Here is a 19,391-nt window from a genome sequence, read left to right as displayed (position 1 = left end):
GCGACGGTCGGCGTTGCGACCACGACCACGCTCGCGACGCGGTTCACGCGCGGCGGGGGCCTCGGCCTCTTCCGCCACGGCGGGGACGACGACGTCCTCGACGGCGGCCTCGACCGGCGCGTCCTCACGACGGGGGCGGGCAGGGCGGTCGCCGCGATCGCGTCCGCGGCCGCGCTTGTCGCCCCGGCCGTCACGACCGCCGTCGCGGCGCGACTGGTCCTTGATGGCGGCGAAGTCGACGCCTTCCAGCGGCAGCTCGACCGGATCCTTCTTGATCAGCTTGAGCACCTTATCCAGCGCCTTCTCGTCGGCGGGGGTGGTGATCATGAAGGCCTCGCCCAGACGTCCGGCGCGGCCGGTGCGGCCGATGCGGTGGACGTAGTCGTCGGCGTGGTGCGGGACGTCGTAGTTGAACACGTGGCTGACGGCCGGGATGTCCAGGCCGCGCGCGGCGACGTCGGAGGCGACCAGCAGCTTCAGCGCGCCCGAGCGGAAGTCCGACAGGGTCTTCATGCGCAGCGACTGGTCCAGGTCGCCGTGGATCGGCGCGGCGTCGAAGCCGTGCGTCTTCAGCGACTTGGCGACGATATCCACTTCCGACTTGCGATTGCAGAAGATGATGCCGTTCTGCACTTCCGACCGCTCGATCAGCATGCGCAGGGCGGTGCGCTTGGCCTTGGGGTCCGAGGTCGGCAGGCGGGTGATGTGCTGGGTGATGGTGTCGGCGGTCGTGGCCGGACGCGCCACCTCGATCCGGGTCGGATCCTTGAGGAACTGGGTCGTCAGGCGGGTGATCTCCGGCGGCATGGTGGCCGAGAAGAACAGGGTCTGGCGACGCGGCGGCGTCAGCTTGAAGATGCGCTCGATGTCCGGGATGAAGCCCATGTCCAGCATGCGGTCGGCTTCGTCGACGACCATCAGCTCGACGCCGGTCAGCAGGATCTTGCCGCGCTCGAACAGGTCCAGCAGGCGGCCCGGGGTGGCGATCAGGACGTCGACGCCCTTGGTCAGCAGGGCGACCTGGTCGCCCATCGACACGCCGCCGATCAGCAGGGCCCAGTTCAGCTTGGTGCCCTTGGCGTATTTCTGGAAGCTCTCGGCGACCTGGTCGGCGAGCTCGCGGGTCGGGGCCAGCACCAGGGCGCGCGGCATGCGGGCGCGGGCGCGGCCCGAGGCGAGGCGATCCACCATCGGCAGGGTGAAGGCGGCGGTCTTGCCGGTGCCGGTCTGGGCGATGCCGAGCACGTCACGGCCGGCGAGGGCGACCGGAATGGCCTGGGCCTGGATCGGGGTGGCGGTCGTATAGCCGGTGTCGGCGACCGCTTGCAGGGTCGTGGGCGAAAGGCCCAGTTGCGAAAATTCAGTCATGGGTCCCTGGGACTATGGAAGGACGCCCCGCGCATCGGGCCGTCGTGCGATGTCTCGGAACCGCCCTGTGCCGTGGGCGAGCGGGCGGCGCGAATTCGCCATTCCTGTCCCGTAACGTGCGCCGCATATAGAAGCCCCCGCGCGATAGTCAACTATTCGTGTGACGCTGTTCGGGGGTTGGCAGAACCTAACAGGATGTTAATAGTCGCCGCGGGAAGGGTCTTGTGAGGGTATCTGCATGCTGCGTGCGCTAGCCGTGGCGACCGTTGCGGTCGTCTGTCTCGCCGCCGGTCCGGGCCGGACCGATATGAACGCCGCCTTCGGCAATACGGTCATTTCGCGCTATCCGGACGGGGGCTGGGTCAAACACTGGTTCAATCCGGACGGCAGCTATTCAGCGCAATTCTCGGACGGTCGCCGTCTGGCCGCGCGCTGGAGCGTCCAGGGCGAGCGGGTCTGCCTGACCAACATGCGCCCGAACATGCTGATCCCGCGCTTCTGCACCGACATGATCGAGGCCGACGTGGGGGACACCTGGCACTCGCGCGATCCGCTGGGCCGCCGCGTGCAGAACGTGCTGGTGGCCGGGCGGCAGTAAAATCCGGCCTCAGGTCGCCGCGCGCGCCAGCAGGATCAACGATCCGAACAGCATCCAGTCATTGAAGATGTGGGCGATCACGGACGCCCAAAGGTTCCGCGTCACCAGATAGGCGCCGAGCAGGATCAGGCGCGCGCCGCCGATCAGCACGACGGTCTGCAGGACATGCCATTGGTAGGTCGGCAAATGCATCGCCGCGAAGGCGAGGGCGGCGCCGAGCGCTCCGATCGCGACCGCGGCGCCGCGCGGGAAGCCGATGCCTCGCATCAGGACCATGACGGCGAGGAAGGGGATGACGGTCACCAGCTCCTCGCCGACCAGCTGAATCCCGGTCGTGGCGAAGAAGCCGGGGATCGCGCCCGGCGTGAGGCCTGACAACAGATCGCCGACGGGATTGGGCGCTGTGGGGAGCAGCCGGGTGATCAGCCAGCCGAGCAGCGGGATGGCGATCAGGTTCAGCAGGCCGAAGCCCAGGCCGACCGCGACGTCACGCCCGCTCGGAGGGGGCAGGATGAGGCCGAGCCTCCCCTCCGTCAGGACGAAAAGGCCGGCGAGCGGAATGCCCACGAACAGCAGCGCCGCCGCGAGCATGCCGAGCGCCGGCTCGACCAGCAGAAGGGCGGCGAACCCGGCGACGGCGCTGAGCAGGGCGACAGCCCAGCGCCAGGCGGCGGGTTTCGCGGCGCTGTCGTCGGCGAAAGGGAGGCCCCGCCGCGCGCCGGCCATCAATAGGGATCGATCGACAGGACGCGGCCGTCGGAGGTCACCCGGCACACCGAACGATAGCTGCCGGTGCCCATGGTCATTTCCCACTGGTCGCGACCGAGGTCGCGCACGCTGATCGGCACGCTGGAGCCGCGCGGGCTGTTCTGGAAATCATCGGCCCGGCGCGAGCAGGCGTTCTGGGCCGACTGCGGCGCCTGACGCACCCAGCGCGAGTTCGCGTTCCGACGATTCACCGCCTCGGCTTCGCCGGCCAGATAGCCGTCGTGATAACCCTCGGTCTCATGCCGGTCGTCATAGGGGGAGCCGTAGAGCCCGGCCTGATAGCCGCGCTGGTACTCGTTGTCGTGATCGGGGTGGCGATCGTCGTCGCCATGGCGACGGTTGTGCGAGCCCAGGGCGGCGGCGAGGCCTATGATGGCCACGGCGGCGATGGCGGCGCCCGCGTCATTGTCGTGGCCGGAGCCGCCCCCGCCGCCGCACTCTGACCGACCCGCCTGATTGATGGAGGCGTAGCGGCCGTCGCGGGTCAGGATGGCGACGCACTCGTCGCCCCGGCGCCAATAGGTCAGGCGTCCGTCGCCGACCACCTCGCTGCGGTCCGTGACCTGATAGCCGCGACGGGTGAGTTCGCCCTCGGACTGGCCCGCGCGGGCGCCGACGAGGTCGGACAGGCGTCCGGGCGTCTGGGCGGCCGCCGGAAGCACGGCGGTGGCGGCCAGCACGGCGGAAAGGGTGATGACGGCGGAAGAACGCAGGAGGGACATCGTACGACTCCGGATCGGCGGCATGGCCGCGTGGGGGAGAGGCAGGACAACACGCTTTCGCCTCAAGGGCGAGTGGCGCTCGCGAAAACAGCCTTGCCGTTAATGACGTTTGTCGATCAGGCGCAAAAGCAAACGGCCGTTCCCGGAGGAACGGCCGTGTTGTTTTCATCGCTTGCGATGGAGGGAAACGAGGTGCGCCACTTCAGAGAAGTGGCGCGAGTGACGGGGCTCGAACCCGCGACCTCCGGCGTGACAGGCCGGCACTCTAACCAACTGAGCTACACCCGCGTTTCCCGGCCGAAGCGCTGGTGCGCCGCGGCGAGGGGCGTCGTTTAGGCGGGCTCGCCGGGCGCGTCAACAGGTCGTTTGCGGAAAAATTCGGATCAGCGTTTTTCCACTCCCGGACCGGCCACGGCGGCGGCCTCCGGCGGGGCCGCCGGACCCATGACTCCGCCGTCCGCGGGCGGCTGTACGGCCGTCGCGGGCGGGGGCGGCTCATAGTGAACGCCGACGCCCGGCCCCAGCGGCAGGTCCAGCGCCACCCAGGCCGCGATCATCAGCAGACCGGCCACAAGGAAGGCTCCGGCGTAGGGCAGCATGGTCGACATCAGGGAGCCGAGGCCGAATCTGGGGTCCCAGCGCTGGGCGAAGGTGAGGATGAGCGGGAAGTAGCTCATCAGCGGGGTGGCGATGTTGGTGACGGAATCGCCCATCCGGTAGGCGGCGGTCGTCATCTCGGGGCTGATTCCCAGCAGCATGAACATCGGCACCACGATCGGCGCCAGCGCCGACCACTTGGCCGAGGCCGAGCCGATGAACAGGTCGAAGAAGCAGGACACCAGAACCACGGTGATCAGCAGCAGCGGGGTGGGCAGGGCGATGTCCTGCAGGCCTGCGGCGGCGTTGACCGCCAGAATCGGCCCCAGGCCCGACCAGTTGAACATGGCCACGAAGTGGGCGGCGAAGAAGGCCAGCACGATGTAGGGGGCCAGCTGGGACAGGCCCTCGACCATCATCCGCACCATGTCCCGGTGCGACTTCACCGATCCCGCGCCGGCCCCGAAGGCGCCGCCCGCGACGAAGAAGGTGGTGGCGAAGAAGGCGACCAGAGACCGGTACAGGGGATTGTAGGCCTGCGCCGGCTCCGCCTCGGGATCGACGAAGGGCGACCCCGGGAGGAGGGTGATGGCGGTCCACAGGGCGATCATGCCCAGCACGGCCAGTCCGGCCCAGGCCAGGCCGCGCTTCTCGGCGGCGGTGAGGGGCGTCTTCTCGCCCGCCTGCGGCGCGCCGGCGGCGGCCGAGGGCGTCCATTGTCCGAGCCGCGGCTCGATGATCCGGTCGGTCATGAACCAGACGATGGGGGTGAACACCGCCACGACCCCGACGATGAAGAACCAGTTGCCCGCGATGTTCACCGAATAGGACGGATCGATCAGGTGGGCGGCGGGCTCGGTGATTCCAAGGATGAGGGCGTCGGAGGCGCCCGGGAACAGATTGCCCGCATAGCCGCCCGAGACGGCGGCGAATCCGGCGGCCAGACCGGCGAGGGGGTGGCGGCCCGCCGCCGCGAAGATCACGGCGGCCAGCGGGATGACCACGACATAGGAGGCGTCCGAGGCGTGGTGCGACACCATGCCGGTGATGACCACGACCGGCGTCAGGATCGCCTTGGGCGCATTGAGCAGGGCGCCGCGGATGGCGGTGGCGAACAGGCCGGACCGCTCGGCCACCGAGGCCCCGTAGATAATGGTGATGACGATGCCCAATGGCGGGAACTCCGCCAGGGTCTTGGGCATGCCGATGATCAGCCGCTCAAGATTCTCGGCCGAGAGCAGGCTCTGGGCGACCAGGGTGTCGCCGGGGACCGGATTGACCGCCGACCAGCCCAGGCCGGAGCCGATCAGGCTGAGGACGACCAGGCCGAGGATCAGCCAGAGGAACAGGAAGACCGGGTCCGGCAGCCGGTTTCCGATCCGTTCGACGGTATTCAGGACCCGTGCGCCGATCGCCATTCATCTCTCTCCGGACGGTGAAGTTAACGTGACGCGAGGGGACGTGACGGGGGCGAGCGACGCAAGGGGAACGACGTGCGACCAACTGTCCGCAAAGCTGCGAACGATTCTCAGGAAATTCCTTTTGCAGCATGGGTTTGAACCTCGGGCGATCCGGGTCTAGAAAGCGCCGAATCCGCCCCTCCCTCTGTGGCGGACGAGGTTCCTCCAGATGAATGCATTTCTTCTCGAATATCTGCCGATCGTGATCTTTCTCGGGATCGCGGCGGTGATCGGGCTCGTCTTCATGATCGGCGCCTGGGTCATGGCCCCGACCAATCCCGACTCGGAAAAGCTGTCGGCCTACGAGTGCGGCTTCAACGCCTTTGACGATGCGCGCATGAAGTTCGACGTGCGCTTCTATCTGGTGTCGATCCTCTTCATCATCTTCGACCTTGAAGTGGCCTTCCTGTTCCCGTGGGCGGTGTCGATGTTCGACCTGTCGCACGCGGGCATGGTGTTCGCCTTCTGGTCGATGATGGTCTTCCTCGGCGTTCTGACCGTCGGCTTCATCTACGAATGGAAGAAGGGCGCGCTCGAATGGGAGTGACCACCAACAACGTCCCGCTGATCGGCATGGGCAATTCCGGCGCGTCGCCGGTCGGGCCGGGCGCGTCGTCGCCGGTCGCCTACGGCCTGGGCGCGCGCTCGACGGTCGAGGGCTATGATCCCGCGATCCACGACAAGTTCTTCGAGCAGGTGAACGCCGAGCTGGGCGAGCGCGGCTTCCTGACGACCTCGCTGGACGACGTCATCAACTGGGCCCGCACCGGTTCGCTGATGTGGATGACCTTCGGCCTGGCCTGCTGCGCCGTCGAGATGATCCAGATGTCGATGCCGCGCTTCGACGTCGAGCGCTTCGGCATGGCGCCGCGCGCCAGCCCGCGCCAGTCGGACCTGATGATCGTCGCCGGCACCCTGACCAACAAGATGGCTCCGGCCCTGCGCAAGGTCTACGACCAGATGCCGGACCCGCGCTACGTGGTGTCGATGGGCAGCTGCGCGAACGGCGGCGGCTATTATCACTACAGCTACAGCGTGGTTCGCGGATGTGACCGGGTCGTGCCGGTGGACGTCTATGTGCCCGGGTGCCCGCCGACGGCGGAGGCGCTGCTGTACGGGCTGCTGCAGCTGCAGAAGAAGATCCGCCGCACGGGGACCATTGACCGATGAGCTCTCTGGTCAAGCAACAGGCGCTGGAGACGGCGCTGACGCCGCTGGGCGCCGAGATGGTGGCCGAGCTGGGCGTGCAGGCGCAGGTCGCGTACGGCGAACTGACCCTGGTGGCCGAGCGCGAGCGCATCGTCGAGGTGCTGGGCGCGCTGAAGGACCGCTTCGGCTTCCAGCAGCTGATCGACCTGTGCGGCGTCGACTTCCCGGATCGCGAGGAGCGGTTCGAGGTGGTCTATCACCTGCTGTCGCTGACCCGGAACGCGCGCGTGCGCGTCAAGGTGACGACGGACGAGGTCCAGCCGGTGCCCAGCGCCGTGTCGGTCTATCCGAGCGCCGACTGGTTCGAGCGCGAGGCGTTCGACATGTACGGCATGCTGTTCTCGGGCCACCCGGACCTGCGCCGCATCCTGACCGACTACGGCTTCCAGGGGCATCCGCTGCGCAAGGACTTCCCGATGACGGGCTATGTCGAGGTGCGGTACGACGAGGAGCAGAAGCGGGTCATCTACGAACCCGTCAAGCTGACCCAGGAGTTCCGCCAGTTCGACTTCCTGTCGCCGTGGGAAGGCGCTGAATATCCCGCCCCGGTCCTGCCGGGCGACGAGAAGGTGAAGTGATGGCCGAAGGTTCGAGCATTCCGGCTCCGATCGGCGCCACCGACGTCTTTGACGACATGGAGGACGGCCGGACCGCGCACGCGCGCGAGATGGACGACCGCAAGTTCACGATCAATTTCGGCCCGCAACACCCGGCCGCGCACGGCGTGCTGCGTCTGGTGCTGGAGCTGGACGGCGAGATCGTCACCCGCGTCGACCCGCACATCGGCCTGCTGCACCGCGGCACCGAGAAGCTGATGGAGGCGCGCACCTATCTGCAGAACGTGCCGTACCTGGATCGCCTCGACTACGTCGCGCCGATGAACCAGGAACATGCGTTCTGCATGGCCATCGAGAAGCTACTGGGCATCGAGGTCCCGTACCGCGCCCAGCTGATCCGCGTGCTGTATTCGGAAATCGGCCGGATCGGGAACCACCTGCTGAACGCGACGATGCAGGCCATGGACGTCGGCGCCCTGACGCCCCCGCTGTGGGGCCACGAAGAGCGCGAGAAGCTGATGGTGTTCTACGAGCGCGCCTGCGGCGCCCGTCTGCACGCCAACTATTTCCGTCCGGGCGGCGTCCACCAGGACCTGCCGATGGACCTGATCGACGACATCGGCCGCTGGTGCCAGACCTTCCCGGCGGCGCTGAAGGACATCGAGTCCCTCGTCACCGAGAACCGCATCTTCAAGCAGCGCAACGTCGACATCGGCGTGGTGTCCAAGCAGGAGGCCCTGGACTGGGCCTTCACCGGCGTGATGCTGCGCGGCTCGGACATCGCCTGGGACCTGCGCAAGTCGCAGCCGTACGAGTGCTATGCGGACCTCGAGTTCGACATCGCCGTCGGCAAGAACGGCGACTGCTGGGACCGCTACCTCTGCCGCGTCGAGGAGATGAAGCAGTCGGTGCGCATCATGGAGCAGTGCATCCACAAGCTGCGCAACTGCCCCGGCGAGCCGGTCATGCTGGAAGACAACAAGATCGTCCCGCCGCGCCGGGGTGAGATGAAGCGCTCGATGGAAGCGCTGATCCACCACTTCAAGCTCTACACCGAGGGCTTCCGGACGCCGGAAGGCGAGGTCTACGCCGCCGTCGAGGCGCCCAAGGGCGAGTTCGGCATCTATCTGGTGTCCGACGGCACCAACAAACCGTACCGCGTGAAGATCTCGGCTCCGGGCTTCCGTCACCTGCAGGCGATGGACTGGATGAACCGCAATCACCAGCTGGCCGACGTCTCGGCCATCCTGGGCTCGCTCGACATCGTTTTCGGCGAGGTTGATCGGTGACGACGGATCTGACCCGCTATTGGCTGAAGTTCGACCCTCCGATCGCGATGTCGGGGTTGGGGGTCGGCGTGACGGCTTACTCGCTGGATGATGCTCTGGGGCTTCTGCGCGCGGAGCTGCAGGTGGCGGATATTCAGAGCCCGTCTATCGTTCGCGAAAACGTCGGGTTTGATGAACTCGACCAAGGTCACGTCGTGCCGAATATGCATCCGTTCTCCGAACGGGGCGTGTGGTACCCCAAACTGAGCTCGTTCCACTGATGTCCGTTCGTCGTCTCGCCAAGGAACAGCCGGCCTCGTTCGCCTTCTCGAAGGCGACCAAGACCAAGTGCGACTGGTGGATCGCCAAATATCCGGAAGGTCGCCAGCAGTCGGCGGTGATCCCGATCCTGTGGCTGGTGCAGAAGCAGGAAGGCTGGGTCTCGGAGCCCGCCATCCGCGCCATCGCCGAGCTGCTGGGCATGCCCTACATCCGGGTGCTGGAGGTCGCGACCTTCTACACCATGTTCATGCTGGAGCCGGTCGGCACGTCGGCGCTGATCCAGGTGTGCGGCACGACGCCGTGCATGCTGCGCGGCGCCAACGACCTGATGGACGTGTGCAAGAAGAAGATCGGGCCCAAGCAGACGCTGAGCGCCGACGGCCGCTTCACCTGGGAAGAGGTCGAGTGCATGGGCGCCTGCGCCAATGCGCCGATGGCCGCGATCAACGACTACTATTTCGAGGACCTGACGCCGGACAACCTGGCCCAGATCATCGACGACTTCGCCGCCGGCAAGAAGCCCAAGCCGGGCTCGCGCGTCGGCCGTCACACGTCGGAGCCGGAAGGCGGCGCGCGCACGCTGACCGATCCGAAGCTGTATGACGGCTCGGCCGCCAAGCCGATCAAGAAGCTGCCGAACAGCGAGCCGGTGAAGGCATGACCCAGCCGCATGATCTCGACACGGAGGAGGGCCGTGCGGCCTACCGGGCCGAGCTCAAGGCTGTCGGCCGTCCGCTGCGGCTGGGCGGTCTGGTGCTGATCCTGCTGGGCGCCGGCTATGTCGTCGCCACCCGCTACGACGCCCTGCCGGTGATCCAGCCCCTGATGCTGGTCGCCTACGGCTTCGTCGCCGCCGGTTGGGTGCTGTTCCTGACCGCGACCTACCTGCGTACCCGCTACCACAAGCGCCGTCTGGCGGAAGGACTCTAGGAACCATGGTCGGTATCCTCGAAGACAAGGATCGTATCTTCACCAACCTGTACGGACTCCAGGACTGGGGTCTGGAAGGGGCGAAGAAGCGCGGCGCGTGGAACGCGACGAAGGACATGCTCGACCTCGGTCGGGACTGGATCATCACCAACGTCAAGAACTCGGGCCTGCGCGGACGCGGCGGCGCGGGCTTCTCGACCGGCCTGAAGTGGTCCTTCATGCCCAAGGAAGTGAAGGATCGTCCTCACTACCTGGTCGTCAACGCCGACGAATCCGAACCCGCGACCTGCAAGGATCGCGAGATCATGCGCCACGATCCGCAGCTGCTGATCGAAGGCTGCCTGATCGCCAGCTTCGCGATGCAGGCCCACGCCTGCTACATCTATCTGCGCGGCGAGTACGTGCTGGAGCGCGAGCGCATGGAAGCCGCGGTCAAGCAGGCCTATGAGGCCAAGCTGATCGGCAAGAACAACGTCCACGGCTGGGACTTCGACGTCTACATCCACCACGGCGCCGGCGCGTACATCTGCGGTGAAGAGACCGCCCTGCTGGAGTCGCTGGAAGGCAAGAAGGGCCAGCCGCGCCTGAAGCCGCCGTTCCCGGCGGGCGCCGGTCTGTACGGCTGCCCGACGACCGTGAACAACGTGGAATCGATCGCCGTGGTCGGCACCATCCTGCGTCGCGGCGCGGACTGGTTCGCCAGCTTCGGCCGTCCGAACAACACCGGCACCAAGCTGATGTCGCTGGCCGGTCACATCAACACCCCCTGCGTGGTCGAAGAGGCCATGTCGATCCCGCTGCGCCAGCTGATCGAGGATCACGGCGGCGGCGTGCGCGGCGGCTGGGGCAATCTGAAAGCCATCATCCCGGGCGGCGCGTCCTGCCCGGTGATCACCCGCGAACAGGCCGAAGTGGCCCTGATGGACTTCGACTCGATGCGCGAGCTGCGCTCGTCGCTGGGCACCGCCGGCGTCACGGTGATGGACGAGTCCACCGACATCGTGAAGGCGATCGCCCGCATCAGCTACTTCTTCAAGCACGAGAGCTGCGGCCAGTGCACGCCGTGCCGTGAAGGCACCGGCTGGATGTGGCGCGTGCTGGAGCGGATGGCGATCGGCGAGGCCGACCCGTCGGAAATCGACATGCTGCTGGAAGTCTCGACCCAGATCGAAGGTCACACGATCTGCGCCCTGGGCGACGCGGCGGCCTGGCCGGTCCAAGGCCTGATCCGTCACTTCCGCCACGAGATCGAGGACCGCATCTCCACCTATCGCAGCCGCCGCGCGAACTTCGCCGGCCACGCGATCGCCGCGGAGTAACGATGCGCCTGACCGCCGTCTCGATGCTGGCCCTCCTGACCCTCGCCGCCTGCGGCGAGCGGACGGACGCGCCTGCCTCGACCCCGGCGGAAAAGGTCTCGGCCGCCAATCCGGCGTCGGACGGGGAGGGCAGCGTGCCGGTCGTGCTGACCGCGCCCGACCTGCGCCGCGTCTGCCGGGCGGGCCTGGCGGCCATTCACGGGCAGGATCTGTCGGCCATGGAGGTGGACGGCATCGAGGGCGAGGTGGTGAACCTCTCGTGGCGCGCGCCGGTCGACGGCGGACGCCGCCGGGGTCAGTGCCGCGTCGACGGCGACCTGATCAGCTGGAAGCCGGTCGAGGCGCCCACGCCTGAATCCAATCGCTGGATGAACCAGTCCGGTGACCCGGTGACGCGCTTCGTCCTTGACGGCGACGCCATCACCATCAACACGACCCTGCCGGACGGCACCACGTCCACGCAGGCGTTCGACCTGCCCGCGGAGCGTCTGTGATGGACGTTCGGCGGACTGTTTTTTCCGGGGGAGCGGCGATGGCGCCGGTCCGCGATCTTATCAACGGGGGAGTTTGATATGCGTGGCAAGATTCTGAGCTTCGACGATTACACCGGCTCGGGCCTGATCAGCGGCGACGACGGTGGCCGCTACACCTTCACCCGCAGCGCCCTGATGGGCGGTACGGGCGACATTCCGGCCGGTTCGGAAGTCGACTTCGAAGTGGCCGACGGCGTGGCCACCAACATCTATGTGACGGCCTCGAACCGTCCGGTCGCCTCGAGCAGCGACAAGAACAAGATCGTCGCCGCCCTGCTGGCCTTCTTCCTGGGCACGCTGGGCATCCACAAGTTCTATCTGGGCAAGACCACGGCCGGCATCATCATGCTGGTCTGCGGCACGATCGGCTGGCTGCTGATCCTGCCGGGCTTCATCATGGCCATCATCGCCTTCATCGAATTCATCATCTACCTGGTCAAATCGGACGAGGAGTTCCACCGCGACTACGTCGTGGGGAACAAGTCCTGGTTCTGATCAAGTTCGCTTAAAGCCAAGAAACGCAGAGGTCGCGGGTAATGCCCATCGCGAAAGTCAACGGCGTAGAGACCGAGTTCGAGCCCGGTATGACCGTGCTCCAGGTCGCCGAGCGCGCCGGTCATGAGATTCCGCGCTTCTGCTACCACGAGCGGCTGTCGATCGCCGGCAACTGCCGCATGTGCCTTGTCGAGGTGAAGCCGGGACCGCCGAAGCCGCAAGCTTCGTGCGCGCTCCCGGCCGCCGACGGCCAGGAAATCTTCACCGACACGCCGATGGTGAAGAAGGCCCGCGAAGGGGTGATGGAGTTCCTGCTCATCAACCACCCGCTGGACTGCCCGATCTGCGACCAGGGCGGCGAATGCGACCTGCAGGACCAGGCCGTCGGCTACGGCCGTGACGGCTCGCGCTACGCTGAAAACAAGCGCGCGGTCGAAGAAAAGAACATGGGTCCGACGGTCAAGACCTTCATGACCCGGTGCATCCAGTGCACCCGCTGCGTCCGCTTCATCACCGAAGTGGCCGGCGTGCCGGACATCGGCATGATCTCGCGCGGCGAGGACGCCGAGATCACCACCTATCTGGAAAAGAACATCGACAGCGAGCTGTCGGGCAACGTCAACGACCTGTGCCCGGTGGGCGCCCTGACGCACCGCCCGTGGCAGTACCACTACCGCCCGTGGGAGCTGAAGAAGACCGAGACCATCGACGTCATGGACGCGCTGGGCTCGAACATCCGCGCCGATTTCAAGGGCTCGGAAGTGATGCGCGTGCTGCCGCGCGTGAATGAAGGCATCAACGAGGAGTGGCTGTCGGACGTCAGCCGTTACGCCGTCGACGGCCTGCAGCGCCAGCGTCTGGATCGCCCGTATGTGCGTGAGAACGGCCGCCTGCGCGCCGCCTCGTGGGACGAGGCCCTGGGCGTCGTGGCCGCCAAGCTGAACGCCGCTTCGGCCGATCGCATCGGCGTGGTCGCCGGCGACCTGCAGGACGCGGAATCGATGAAGGCGGCGCTGGACCTGTTCCGCGCCCTGGGCTCGGCCAACACCGACTGCCGTCAGGACGGCGCCGCTCTGGGCGTTGGTCCGCGTGAAGGCTGGCTGTTCAACAGCGGCCTGCAAGGCATTGAAAACGCTGACGCCATCCTGATCGTGGGCGCCAACCCGCGCGTCGAGGCCCCGCTGCTGAACGCCCGCCTGCGCAAGGTGTGGCTGGCCGGCAAGACCGAGATCGGCCTGATCGGCGAACAGGCGAACCTGACGTTCGACTACAACTGGCTCGGCGCCGGGTCGAAGACCGTCGGCAAGCTGCCGAAGGCGGCCGTCGACTTCCTGACCAAGGCGGAGCGTCCGGCGATCATCGTCGGTTCGGGCGCCCTGACCGGCGAGACCGGCCCGGCCGTGCTGAACGCCCTGGGCGCGCTGGCCAAGAAGGTCGGCGTGGTCGCGGAAGGCTGGAACGGCTTCAACGTCCTGCACACCGCCGCCGCGCGCGTGGCCGGTCTGGACATGGGCTTCGTCCCGGGCGAGGGCGGCAAGACCGTCTTTGACATGATCAAGCCGGGCGCGCTGGACGTGCTGTTCCTGCTGGGCGCCGACGAGATCGAACTGGGCGGCTCGGACGCCTTCCGCGTCTATCTGGGCTCGCACGGCGACCGCGGCGCGCACGGCGCGGACGTGATCCTGCCGGGCTCGGCCTACACCGAGAAGTCGGGCCTGTACGTCAACACCGAGGGCCGGGTGCAGATGGCGGAACGCGTCGTCTTCCCGAAGGGCCAGGCCAAGGAAGACTGGGCCATCCTGCGCGCCCTGTCGGCCCTGGTCGGCCAGACCCTGCCGTACGACACCCTGGACGCCCTGCGTTCTAAGCTGATGGCGGATCATCCGACCTTCGGCCGTATCGACTACCTGCCGACCCCCGCGTCGTTCGACGTGGCGTCGCTGGGCAAGAAGGGCGATCTGGGCGACGTCGCCTTCGCCTCGTCGGTGCGCGACCCCTACCTGAACAACCCCATCACGCGCGCCAGCGTGACGATGGCCGAGCTGTCCGCCCAGCGGATCGCCCCGGTCGCGATGGCCGCGGAGTAAGCCTCTATGGACTTCTGGACCACTCCTCTCGGCTGGACCCTCGCCACCATCGGCGCGATCCTGCTCGTCGTCGTCGGCGTGCTGGTCGCCGTCGCCTTCCTGCTGCTGGCCGACCGCAAGGTCTGGGCCGGCATCCAGATGCGCAAGGGCCCGAACGTCGTCGGTCCCTTCGGCCTGCTTCAGTCCTTCGCGGACATGATCAAGTTCGTGCTGAAGGAAATCGTCGTCCCGGCCGGCGCCGACAAGTCGATCTTCCTGCTGGCGCCGATCATCACCGTGATCACCGCCTTCATGGTGTGGGCGGTCATTCCGTTCGCGCCGGGCTGGGTCATCTCGGACCTGAACATCGGCATCCTGTACGTGCTCGCGATCAGCTCGCTGGGCGTCTACGGCATCATCATGGGCGGCTGGGCCTCGAACTCGAAATATCCGTTCCTGGGCGCCCTGCGTTCGGCGGCGCAGATGGTTTCGTATGAAGTGTCCATCGGCCTGGTGATCATCAACGTCATCCTGCTGGCCGGCACGATGAACCTGTCGGGCATCGTGGACGCCCAGAAGGGCGGCATCTGGAACTGGTTCGTGTTCGGCGGCGGCGCCGACACCTGGCCGACGATCATCGTCCTGTTCCCGATGATGGTGGTGTTCTTCGTCTCGGCCCTGGCCGAGACCAACCGCCCGCCGTTCGACCTGCCGGAAGCCGAGTCGGAACTCGTGGCCGGCTATCAGGTGGAATACAGCTCGACCCCGTACCTGCTCTTCATGATGGGCGAGTACGTGAACATCGTCTTCATGTGCGCGATGATCTCCATCCTGTTCTTCGGCGGCTGGAACCCCGGCGTGCCGCAGGCCTGGCTGGACGCCCTGCCGGTGTGGCTGGAGTACGCGATCTACCTGATCACCTTCTTCGCCAAGATCGTCTTCTGGTTCCTGATGTTCGCGATCGTGAAGGGCTTCGTGCCGCGCTATCGCTACGACCAGCTGATGCGCCTGGGCTGGAAGATCTTCCTGCCGACCTCGCTGGTGGCCGTGGTGGTCACCGCCGCGTGGCGCGTGTTCGCGGTGGGTCACTGATGATCCGCGCGCTCGCCCTGTCCGGTCTGATGCTGACGGCTTCGGTCGTCGGCGGCTGCACCTTCCGGCCGATCGAGCCGGAAGCGCGCTCGCCCATGGGCGATCTGGACCGGGCCGAACGCAAGCGCGACCGCAACGAGCGCAATCACCCGGCCTGCCGGGACGACCGCAGCGAGCGCGATGACCAGCCGGAAGGCTGCGACCGCGTGGTGAGGAGGGGCCATTGATCGTCCGTCTGACCCTGATCGCCCTGGCCGCGACCACCCTCGGCGCCTGCGCCGGGGAGCCCTACGAACCCATGCCGGTGTCCGCCTACCAGTGGCAGCAGCGGCAGGAACGCATCGAGCGTCAGGAGGCCGAACGCCTCCAGCGCTGCGAGGCGATGGATAAACAGAGCGAGCGTTACGCCCGCGAGTGCCCGCGTGCCGGAGGTGCGCAACAATGATGAACCGTATCGTCCAGGCCGCGAAGGGGGCGTTGCTCGTCGACGCCGTCGGCGCCTTCGGCCTGACCCTGAAGTACATGGCCCGTCCCAAGATGACGGTGAACTATCCGTTCGAGCGGAACCCGCAGTCGCCGCGCTTCCGCGGCGAGCACGCGCTGCGCCGCTATGCGAACGGCGAGGAACGCTGCATCGCCTGCAAGCTGTGCGAGGCCATCTGCCCCGCCCAGGCGATCACCATCGAGGCCGAACCGCGCGCCGACGGCAGCCGCCGCACGACCCGGTACGACATCGACATGGTCAAATGCATCTACTGCGGCCTGTGCCAGGAGGCCTGCCCGGTGGACGCGATCGTCGAGGGGCCGAACTCGGAATTCACGACCGAGACCCGCGAGGAACTGCTGTACGACAAGGACCGGCTGCTCTCGAACGGCGATCGTTGGGAACGGCTGATCGCCAAGAATCTGGAACTCGACGCGCCTTATCGCTAGAGCGAAATCGGCCCGACGCCGCCGGCGTCGGGCCCAGATTTCGCTCCAGTGACACCGGACCATTTTTTGGATTTGGGCCATTCGGCCCAAAGCAAAAATGGTCTAGGGCGCAACGCTTGAACGGGGAGGGCGATTCCGAACGGGGTCGCCGCCCATAACCGAAAGGGGCTCTGGCCTCCGATGTTGCAAGGCATTGCCTTCTATGTGCTGGCGGCGGTTGCCGTGGTGAGCGCCCTTCTGGTCGTCACCGCGAAGAACCCGGTGCACAGCGTTCTCTTCCTGATCCTGACCTTCTTCACGGCGGCGGGACTGTTCGTCCTGCTGGGCGCCGAGTTCCTGGCGATGCTGCTGGTGGTGGTCTACGTCGGCGCCGTCGCGGTGCTGTTCCTGTTCGTCGTCATGATGCTGGACGTCGACTTCGTCGGGTTGCGGGAAGGCTTCGCGCGATATCTGCCGCTGGCGGTGATCGTGGCCGGGGTGCTGCTGGCCGAGATGGTCATCATCTCGCTGACCGTCGCGACGACGGGTGTGGCCGCCGACGCCGCGGGCCCGGCCGTGCCGAACGCCGACGCGTCGAACATCGAGACCATCGGCCGCGTGCTCTACACGGACTACGTCTACTTCTTCCAGGCGGCGGGCATCGTCCTGCTGATCGCGATGATCGGCGCCATCGTCCTGACCCTGCGCCACAAGCCCCACGTCAAGCGCCAGAACGTCGCCGACCAGGTCGGTCGTGACGCCAAGAAGGCCATGGAAGTGAAGTCGGTCCAGACCGGCGTGGGCGTTTCTCCCGAGGATCTGGTCTGATGGTCGTCACCCTGCAGCACTATCTGGCGGTCGCCGCCATCCTGTTCACCATCGGCGTGTTCGGCATCTTCGTGAACCGCAAGAACGTCATCATCATCCTGATGTCGATCGAGCTGATCCTGCTGGCGGTGAACATCAATTTCGTCGCCTTCTCGACCTATCTCAACGAGGTCTCGGGGCAGATCATGGCCATGTTCGTGCTGACCGTCGCGGCGGCCGAAGCGGCCGTCGGTCTGGCCATCCTGGTGACCTTCTTCCGTAACCGCGGCGACATCGCCGTGGACGACGCCTCGGTCATGAAGGGCTGATCGTGAACCTCCAGCTCCTCGTCACTCTCGGGATCTTCGCCCCGCTGCTCGGCGCGGCCATCGTCGGCCTGTCGGGCCGCCGCCTGGGCAACATCGTCTCGCAGTCCATCACCACGGGCCTGCTGTTCTTCGCCTGCGCCGTCTCCTGGACGGTCTTCGGCCAGTGGACCTGGGGCCACCTCGAGCCCTTCACCATCACCCTGGCGCCGTTCATCCACGTCGGCGACTTCGTGTCGAACTGGTCGATCCGCATCGATGCCCTGTCGGCCACCATGCTGGTGGTCGTGACCAGCGTCTCGTCGCTGGTTCACCTCTATTCCTGGGGCTACATGGCCGAGGACCCGGACAAGCCGCGGTTCTTCGCCTATCTGTCGCTGTTCACCTTCGCCATGCTGGCGCTGGTGACCGCCGCCGACTTCATGCAGCTGTTCTTCGGCTGGGAAGGCGTGGGCCTGGCGTCGTATCTGCTGATCGGCTTCTGGTTCAAGAAGCCCTCGGCCAGCGCCGCCGCCATCAAGGCCTTCGTGGTCAACCGCGTCGGCGACTTCGGCTTCGCCCTGGGCATCTTCACCGTCTTCTGGATGTTCGGCACGATCCAGTTCGCCGAGCTGTTCCCGATGATCGCCGCCTGGGAAGGCAAGGGCTGGGAGTTCCTCGGTCACACCTGGTCGGCGCTCGACCTGGCCGCCTTCCTGCTGTTCATCGGCGCCATGGGCAAGTCGGCGCAGTTCTTCCTGCACACCTGGCTGCCGGACGCGATGGAAGGCCCGACCCCGGTGTCGGCCCTGATCCACGCCGCCACCATGGTGACCGCCGGCGTCTACATGGTCTGCCTGCTGTCGCCGCTGTTCGAGTACGCGCCGGGCGCATCGGCCATCGTCGCCACCATCGGCGCCGTGACGGCCCTGTTCGCCGCCACCGTCGGCCTGGCCCAGAACGACATCAAGCGGGTCATCGCCTATTCGACCTGTTCGCAGCTCGGCTACATGTTCTTCGCCGCGGGCGTGGGCGCCTATGAGGCGGCCATGTTCCACCTGTTCACGCACGCCTTCTTCAAGGCCCTGCTGTTCCTGGGCGCCGGTTCGGTGATCCACGGCATGCACCACGAGCAGGACATGCGGAAGATGGGCGGCCTGTGGAAGCTGCTGCCGATCACCTATGCGGTGATGACCATCGGCACCATCGCCATCACCGGCCTGGGCATCCCCGGCGTCGGCGGTCTGGCGGGCTTCTACTCGAAGGACGCGATCATCGAGAGCGCCTTCGCCGCCGCGGCCTCGGGCCACTCGCCGATCGGCCTGTTCGCCTTCTTCGTCGGCATCCTCGCCGCCGGCCTGACCGCCTACTATTCGTGGCGTCTGGTGTTCATGACCTTCCACAACAAGCCTGTGTGGAAGGACGAGCACCACGATGATCATGCCCATGCGCATGACGATCACGCCGCGCATGACGATCATGCCCACGACGATCACGCCCATGACGATCACCACCACCACGGCCCGCTGAAGCCGCACGAGAGCCCCTGGGTGATGATCGTGCCGCTGCTGGTCCTGTCGGTCGGCGCCGTCTTCGCCGGTCTGGTCTTCGCGCCCCACTTCATCGGGCACCACGAGGGCGAGTTCTGGAAGGCCGCGATCTTCTCGGGCCCGCACAACCACGTGCTCCACGAGGCGCACAATGTGCCGACCTGGGTGAAGTGGTCGCCGCTGGTCATGACCCTGATCGGCACCTTCGTCGCCTTCTGGCTCTATGTCCTCAAGGAGGGCATGGCGCGCCGGATGGCCGAGCGGGGCAGCGCGGTTCACGCCTTCCTGTACAACAAGTGGTACTTCGACGAGCTGTATGACTTCGTGTTCGTGAAGGGCGCCAAGGCGCTGGGCGACCTGTTCTGGAAGGTCGGCGACGTGAAGATCATCGACGGCGGCGGGCCCAACGGGTTCGCCTGGCTGTCGCGCAAATTCGCCGGCGGGCTCGCCCGCTTCCAGTCCGGCTATGTCTACTTCTATGCCTTTGTGATGCTCATCGGTCTCTGCCTCTTCCTGGCCTTCGCCCTTACCGCGTGGGGAGCCTGATCTTGCC

The 19,391-nt window shown here is 66.7% G+C and carries 23 protein-coding genes and 1 tRNA gene; 19 read left to right on the top strand and 5 right to left on the bottom strand.

Translation table 11 applies throughout. The features are described from left to right. Positions 1 to 1,368: DEAD/DEAH box helicase (locus tag VGE03_RS11975; RefSeq protein ID WP_331046700.1), on the bottom strand; the 1,368-nt coding region annotated here is incomplete at its 3' end. Positions 1,369 to 1,606: 238 nt separating this feature from the next. On the opposite strand from VGE03_RS11975, the gene VGE03_RS11970 reads away from it, so the two are divergent. Continuing rightward, the gene (locus tag VGE03_RS11970; protein WP_331046699.1) at positions 1,607 to 1,966 is read left to right on the top strand and encodes a hypothetical protein; all 360 of its coding nucleotides are present in this window, start codon (positions 1,607 to 1,609) and stop codon (positions 1,964 to 1,966) included. Between the two features lie 9 nt (positions 1,967 to 1,975). On the opposite strand, the gene VGE03_RS11965 is transcribed toward VGE03_RS11970, so the two are convergent. The 4 genes from VGE03_RS11965 to VGE03_RS11950 all read right to left on the bottom strand — a co-directional run bounded on the left by VGE03_RS11965 (position 1,976) and on the right by VGE03_RS11950 (position 5,471). Then, positions 1,976 to 2,692, bottom strand: coding sequence for a type II CAAX prenyl endopeptidase Rce1 family protein (locus VGE03_RS11965; protein ID WP_331046698.1), 717 nt, complete (start codon positions 2,690 to 2,692; stop codon positions 1,976 to 1,978). Continuing rightward, entirely contained in the window at positions 2,692 to 3,456 is a 765-nt protein-coding gene (locus VGE03_RS11960) for a hypothetical protein (protein WP_331046697.1), read from the bottom strand. The genes VGE03_RS11965 and VGE03_RS11960 overlap by 1 nt, the downstream gene beginning before the upstream one ends. 211 nt (positions 3,457 to 3,667) lie before the next feature. Beyond that, positions 3,668 to 3,744, bottom strand: a tRNA-Asp gene (locus VGE03_RS11955). A 95-nt stretch (positions 3,745 to 3,839) separates the two neighbouring features. Then, positions 3,840 to 5,471 (bottom strand): AbgT family transporter, encoded by a 1,632-nt coding sequence (locus VGE03_RS11950; protein WP_331046696.1) that lies wholly within the window; start codon positions 5,469 to 5,471, stop codon positions 3,840 to 3,842. Positions 5,472 to 5,682: 211 nt separating this feature from the next. Here VGE03_RS11950 and VGE03_RS11945 point away from each other — a divergent pair, with 211 nt between their 5' ends. From VGE03_RS11945 to nuoL, 18 genes are all read left to right on the top strand, one after another. Beyond that, positions 5,683 to 6,060: an NADH-quinone oxidoreductase subunit A gene (locus VGE03_RS11945; protein WP_331046695.1), complete on the top strand. Its 378-nt coding sequence runs from the start codon at positions 5,683 to 5,685 to the stop codon at positions 6,058 to 6,060. Then, positions 6,030 to 6,683 carry a NuoB/complex I 20 kDa subunit family protein gene (locus VGE03_RS11940; protein WP_414644943.1) on the top strand — a complete coding sequence of 218 codons (654 nt, stop codon included), beginning with the start codon at positions 6,030 to 6,032 and terminating at the stop codon, positions 6,681 to 6,683. The genes VGE03_RS11945 and VGE03_RS11940 overlap by 31 nt, the downstream gene beginning before the upstream one ends. 23 nt (positions 6,684 to 6,706) lie before the next feature. Further along, positions 6,707 to 7,300 carry an NADH-quinone oxidoreductase subunit C gene (locus tag VGE03_RS11935; RefSeq protein ID WP_331046703.1) on the top strand — a complete coding sequence of 198 codons (594 nt, stop codon included), beginning with the start codon at positions 6,707 to 6,709 and terminating at the stop codon, positions 7,298 to 7,300. Further along, complete coding sequence (locus tag VGE03_RS11930; RefSeq protein WP_414644942.1) at positions 7,300 to 8,568, top strand: NADH-quinone oxidoreductase subunit D; 1,269 nt, start codon at positions 7,300 to 7,302, stop codon at positions 8,566 to 8,568. Before VGE03_RS11935 ends, VGE03_RS11930 begins: the two co-directional genes overlap by 1 nt. After that, positions 8,565 to 8,828, top strand: a complete 264-nt coding sequence (locus VGE03_RS11925; RefSeq protein ID WP_331046693.1) for a hypothetical protein — start codon at positions 8,565 to 8,567, stop codon at positions 8,826 to 8,828. The genes VGE03_RS11930 and VGE03_RS11925 overlap by 4 nt, the downstream gene beginning before the upstream one ends. Next, positions 8,828 to 9,490 (top strand): NADH-quinone oxidoreductase subunit NuoE, encoded by a 663-nt coding sequence (nuoE, locus tag VGE03_RS11920; protein WP_331046692.1) that lies wholly within the window; start codon positions 8,828 to 8,830, stop codon positions 9,488 to 9,490. The genes VGE03_RS11925 and nuoE overlap by 1 nt, the downstream gene beginning before the upstream one ends. Beyond that, positions 9,487 to 9,759 carry a hypothetical protein gene (locus VGE03_RS11915; protein ID WP_331046691.1) on the top strand — a complete coding sequence of 91 codons (273 nt, stop codon included), beginning with the start codon at positions 9,487 to 9,489 and terminating at the stop codon, positions 9,757 to 9,759. The genes nuoE and VGE03_RS11915 overlap by 4 nt, the downstream gene beginning before the upstream one ends. A 5-nt stretch (positions 9,760 to 9,764) precedes the next feature. Further along, entirely contained in the window at positions 9,765 to 11,078 is a 1,314-nt protein-coding gene (nuoF, locus tag VGE03_RS11910; RefSeq protein ID WP_331046690.1) for an NADH-quinone oxidoreductase subunit NuoF, read from the top strand. Between the two features lie 2 nt (positions 11,079 to 11,080). Next, positions 11,081 to 11,572: a hypothetical protein gene (locus VGE03_RS11905; protein WP_331046689.1), complete on the top strand. Its 492-nt coding sequence runs from the start codon at positions 11,081 to 11,083 to the stop codon at positions 11,570 to 11,572. A gap of 78 nt (positions 11,573 to 11,650) precedes the next feature. Further along, entirely contained in the window at positions 11,651 to 12,106 is a 456-nt protein-coding gene (locus VGE03_RS11900) for a TM2 domain-containing protein (protein ID WP_331046688.1), read from the top strand. A gap of 41 nt (positions 12,107 to 12,147) precedes the next feature. Next, on the top strand, positions 12,148 to 14,193 hold the full coding sequence (gene nuoG / locus VGE03_RS11895; protein ID WP_331046687.1) for an NADH-quinone oxidoreductase subunit NuoG: 2,046 nt from the start codon (positions 12,148 to 12,150) through the stop codon (positions 14,191 to 14,193). A gap of 6 nt (positions 14,194 to 14,199) precedes the next feature. Further along, positions 14,200 to 15,264, top strand: a complete 1,065-nt coding sequence (gene nuoH, locus VGE03_RS11890; protein WP_331046686.1) for an NADH-quinone oxidoreductase subunit NuoH — start codon at positions 14,200 to 14,202, stop codon at positions 15,262 to 15,264. Beyond that, positions 15,264 to 15,491, top strand: a complete 228-nt coding sequence (locus VGE03_RS11885) for a hypothetical protein (RefSeq protein WP_331046685.1) — start codon at positions 15,264 to 15,266, stop codon at positions 15,489 to 15,491. Before nuoH ends, VGE03_RS11885 begins: the two co-directional genes overlap by 1 nt. Next, positions 15,488 to 15,709: a hypothetical protein gene (locus VGE03_RS11880; protein ID WP_331046684.1), complete on the top strand. Its 222-nt coding sequence runs from the start codon at positions 15,488 to 15,490 to the stop codon at positions 15,707 to 15,709. The genes VGE03_RS11885 and VGE03_RS11880 overlap by 4 nt, the downstream gene beginning before the upstream one ends. Then, positions 15,706 to 16,197: an NADH-quinone oxidoreductase subunit NuoI gene (nuoI, locus tag VGE03_RS11875; protein ID WP_331046683.1), complete on the top strand. Its 492-nt coding sequence runs from the start codon at positions 15,706 to 15,708 to the stop codon at positions 16,195 to 16,197. Before VGE03_RS11880 ends, nuoI begins: the two co-directional genes overlap by 4 nt. Before the next feature lie 180 nt (positions 16,198 to 16,377). Next, complete coding sequence (locus VGE03_RS11870; RefSeq protein ID WP_331046682.1) at positions 16,378 to 17,004, top strand: NADH-quinone oxidoreductase subunit J; 627 nt, start codon at positions 16,378 to 16,380, stop codon at positions 17,002 to 17,004. After that, complete coding sequence (nuoK, locus tag VGE03_RS11865) at positions 17,004 to 17,312, top strand: NADH-quinone oxidoreductase subunit NuoK (RefSeq protein ID WP_331046681.1); 309 nt, start codon at positions 17,004 to 17,006, stop codon at positions 17,310 to 17,312. The genes VGE03_RS11870 and nuoK overlap by 1 nt, the downstream gene beginning before the upstream one ends. Before the next feature lie 2 nt (positions 17,313 to 17,314). Further along, positions 17,315 to 19,384 carry an NADH-quinone oxidoreductase subunit L gene (gene nuoL / locus VGE03_RS11860; RefSeq protein ID WP_331046680.1) on the top strand — a complete coding sequence of 690 codons (2,070 nt, stop codon included), beginning with the start codon at positions 17,315 to 17,317 and terminating at the stop codon, positions 19,382 to 19,384. Positions 19,385 to 19,391: the final 7 nt, after the last annotated feature.

Source organism: Brevundimonas sp. (assembly GCF_036400995.1).
Classification (GTDB): Bacteria; Pseudomonadota; Alphaproteobacteria; order Caulobacterales; family Caulobacteraceae; genus Brevundimonas.
The sequence above is the reverse complement of the archived record's forward strand: the minus strand, read 5'-3'. Positions and strand labels throughout refer to the sequence as shown.

What these genes read in the sequence shown, in the direction of transcription:
- VGE03_RS11970 (WP_331046699.1), top strand. Translation starts at nt 1,607, where the DNA reads ATGCTGCGTGCGCTAGCCGTGGCGACCGTTGCGGTCGTCTGTCTCGCC.
- VGE03_RS11965 (WP_331046698.1), bottom strand. Translation starts at nt 2,692, where the DNA reads ATGGCCGGCGCGCGGCGGGGCCTCCCTTTCGCCGACGACAGCGCCGCG.
- VGE03_RS11960 (WP_331046697.1), bottom strand. Translation starts at nt 3,456, where the DNA reads ATGTCCCTCCTGCGTTCTTCCGCCGTCATCACCCTTTCCGCCGTGCTG.
- VGE03_RS11950 (WP_331046696.1), bottom strand. Translation starts at nt 5,471, where the DNA reads ATGGCGATCGGCGCACGGGTCCTGAATACCGTCGAACGGATCGGAAAC.
- VGE03_RS11945 (WP_331046695.1), top strand. Translation starts at nt 5,683, where the DNA reads ATGAATGCATTTCTTCTCGAATATCTGCCGATCGTGATCTTTCTCGGG.
- VGE03_RS11940 (WP_414644943.1), top strand. Translation starts at nt 6,030, where the DNA reads ATGGAAGAAGGGCGCGCTCGAATGGGAGTGACCACCAACAACGTCCCG.
- VGE03_RS11930 (WP_414644942.1), top strand. Translation starts at nt 7,300, where the DNA reads ATGGCCGAAGGTTCGAGCATTCCGGCTCCGATCGGCGCCACCGACGTC.
- nuoE (WP_331046692.1), top strand. Translation starts at nt 8,828, where the DNA reads ATGTCCGTTCGTCGTCTCGCCAAGGAACAGCCGGCCTCGTTCGCCTTC.
- VGE03_RS11915 (WP_331046691.1), top strand. Translation starts at nt 9,487, where the DNA reads ATGACCCAGCCGCATGATCTCGACACGGAGGAGGGCCGTGCGGCCTAC.
- nuoF (WP_331046690.1), top strand. Translation starts at nt 9,765, where the DNA reads ATGGTCGGTATCCTCGAAGACAAGGATCGTATCTTCACCAACCTGTAC.
- VGE03_RS11905 (WP_331046689.1), top strand. Translation starts at nt 11,081, where the DNA reads ATGCGCCTGACCGCCGTCTCGATGCTGGCCCTCCTGACCCTCGCCGCC.
- VGE03_RS11900 (WP_331046688.1), top strand. Translation starts at nt 11,651, where the DNA reads ATGCGTGGCAAGATTCTGAGCTTCGACGATTACACCGGCTCGGGCCTG.
- nuoG (WP_331046687.1), top strand. Translation starts at nt 12,148, where the DNA reads ATGCCCATCGCGAAAGTCAACGGCGTAGAGACCGAGTTCGAGCCCGGT.
- nuoH (WP_331046686.1), top strand. Translation starts at nt 14,200, where the DNA reads ATGGACTTCTGGACCACTCCTCTCGGCTGGACCCTCGCCACCATCGGC.
- VGE03_RS11885 (WP_331046685.1), top strand. Translation starts at nt 15,264, where the DNA reads ATGATCCGCGCGCTCGCCCTGTCCGGTCTGATGCTGACGGCTTCGGTC.
- nuoI (WP_331046683.1), top strand. Translation starts at nt 15,706, where the DNA reads ATGATGAACCGTATCGTCCAGGCCGCGAAGGGGGCGTTGCTCGTCGAC.
- VGE03_RS11870 (WP_331046682.1), top strand. Translation starts at nt 16,378, where the DNA reads ATGTTGCAAGGCATTGCCTTCTATGTGCTGGCGGCGGTTGCCGTGGTG.
- nuoK (WP_331046681.1), top strand. Translation starts at nt 17,004, where the DNA reads ATGGTCGTCACCCTGCAGCACTATCTGGCGGTCGCCGCCATCCTGTTC.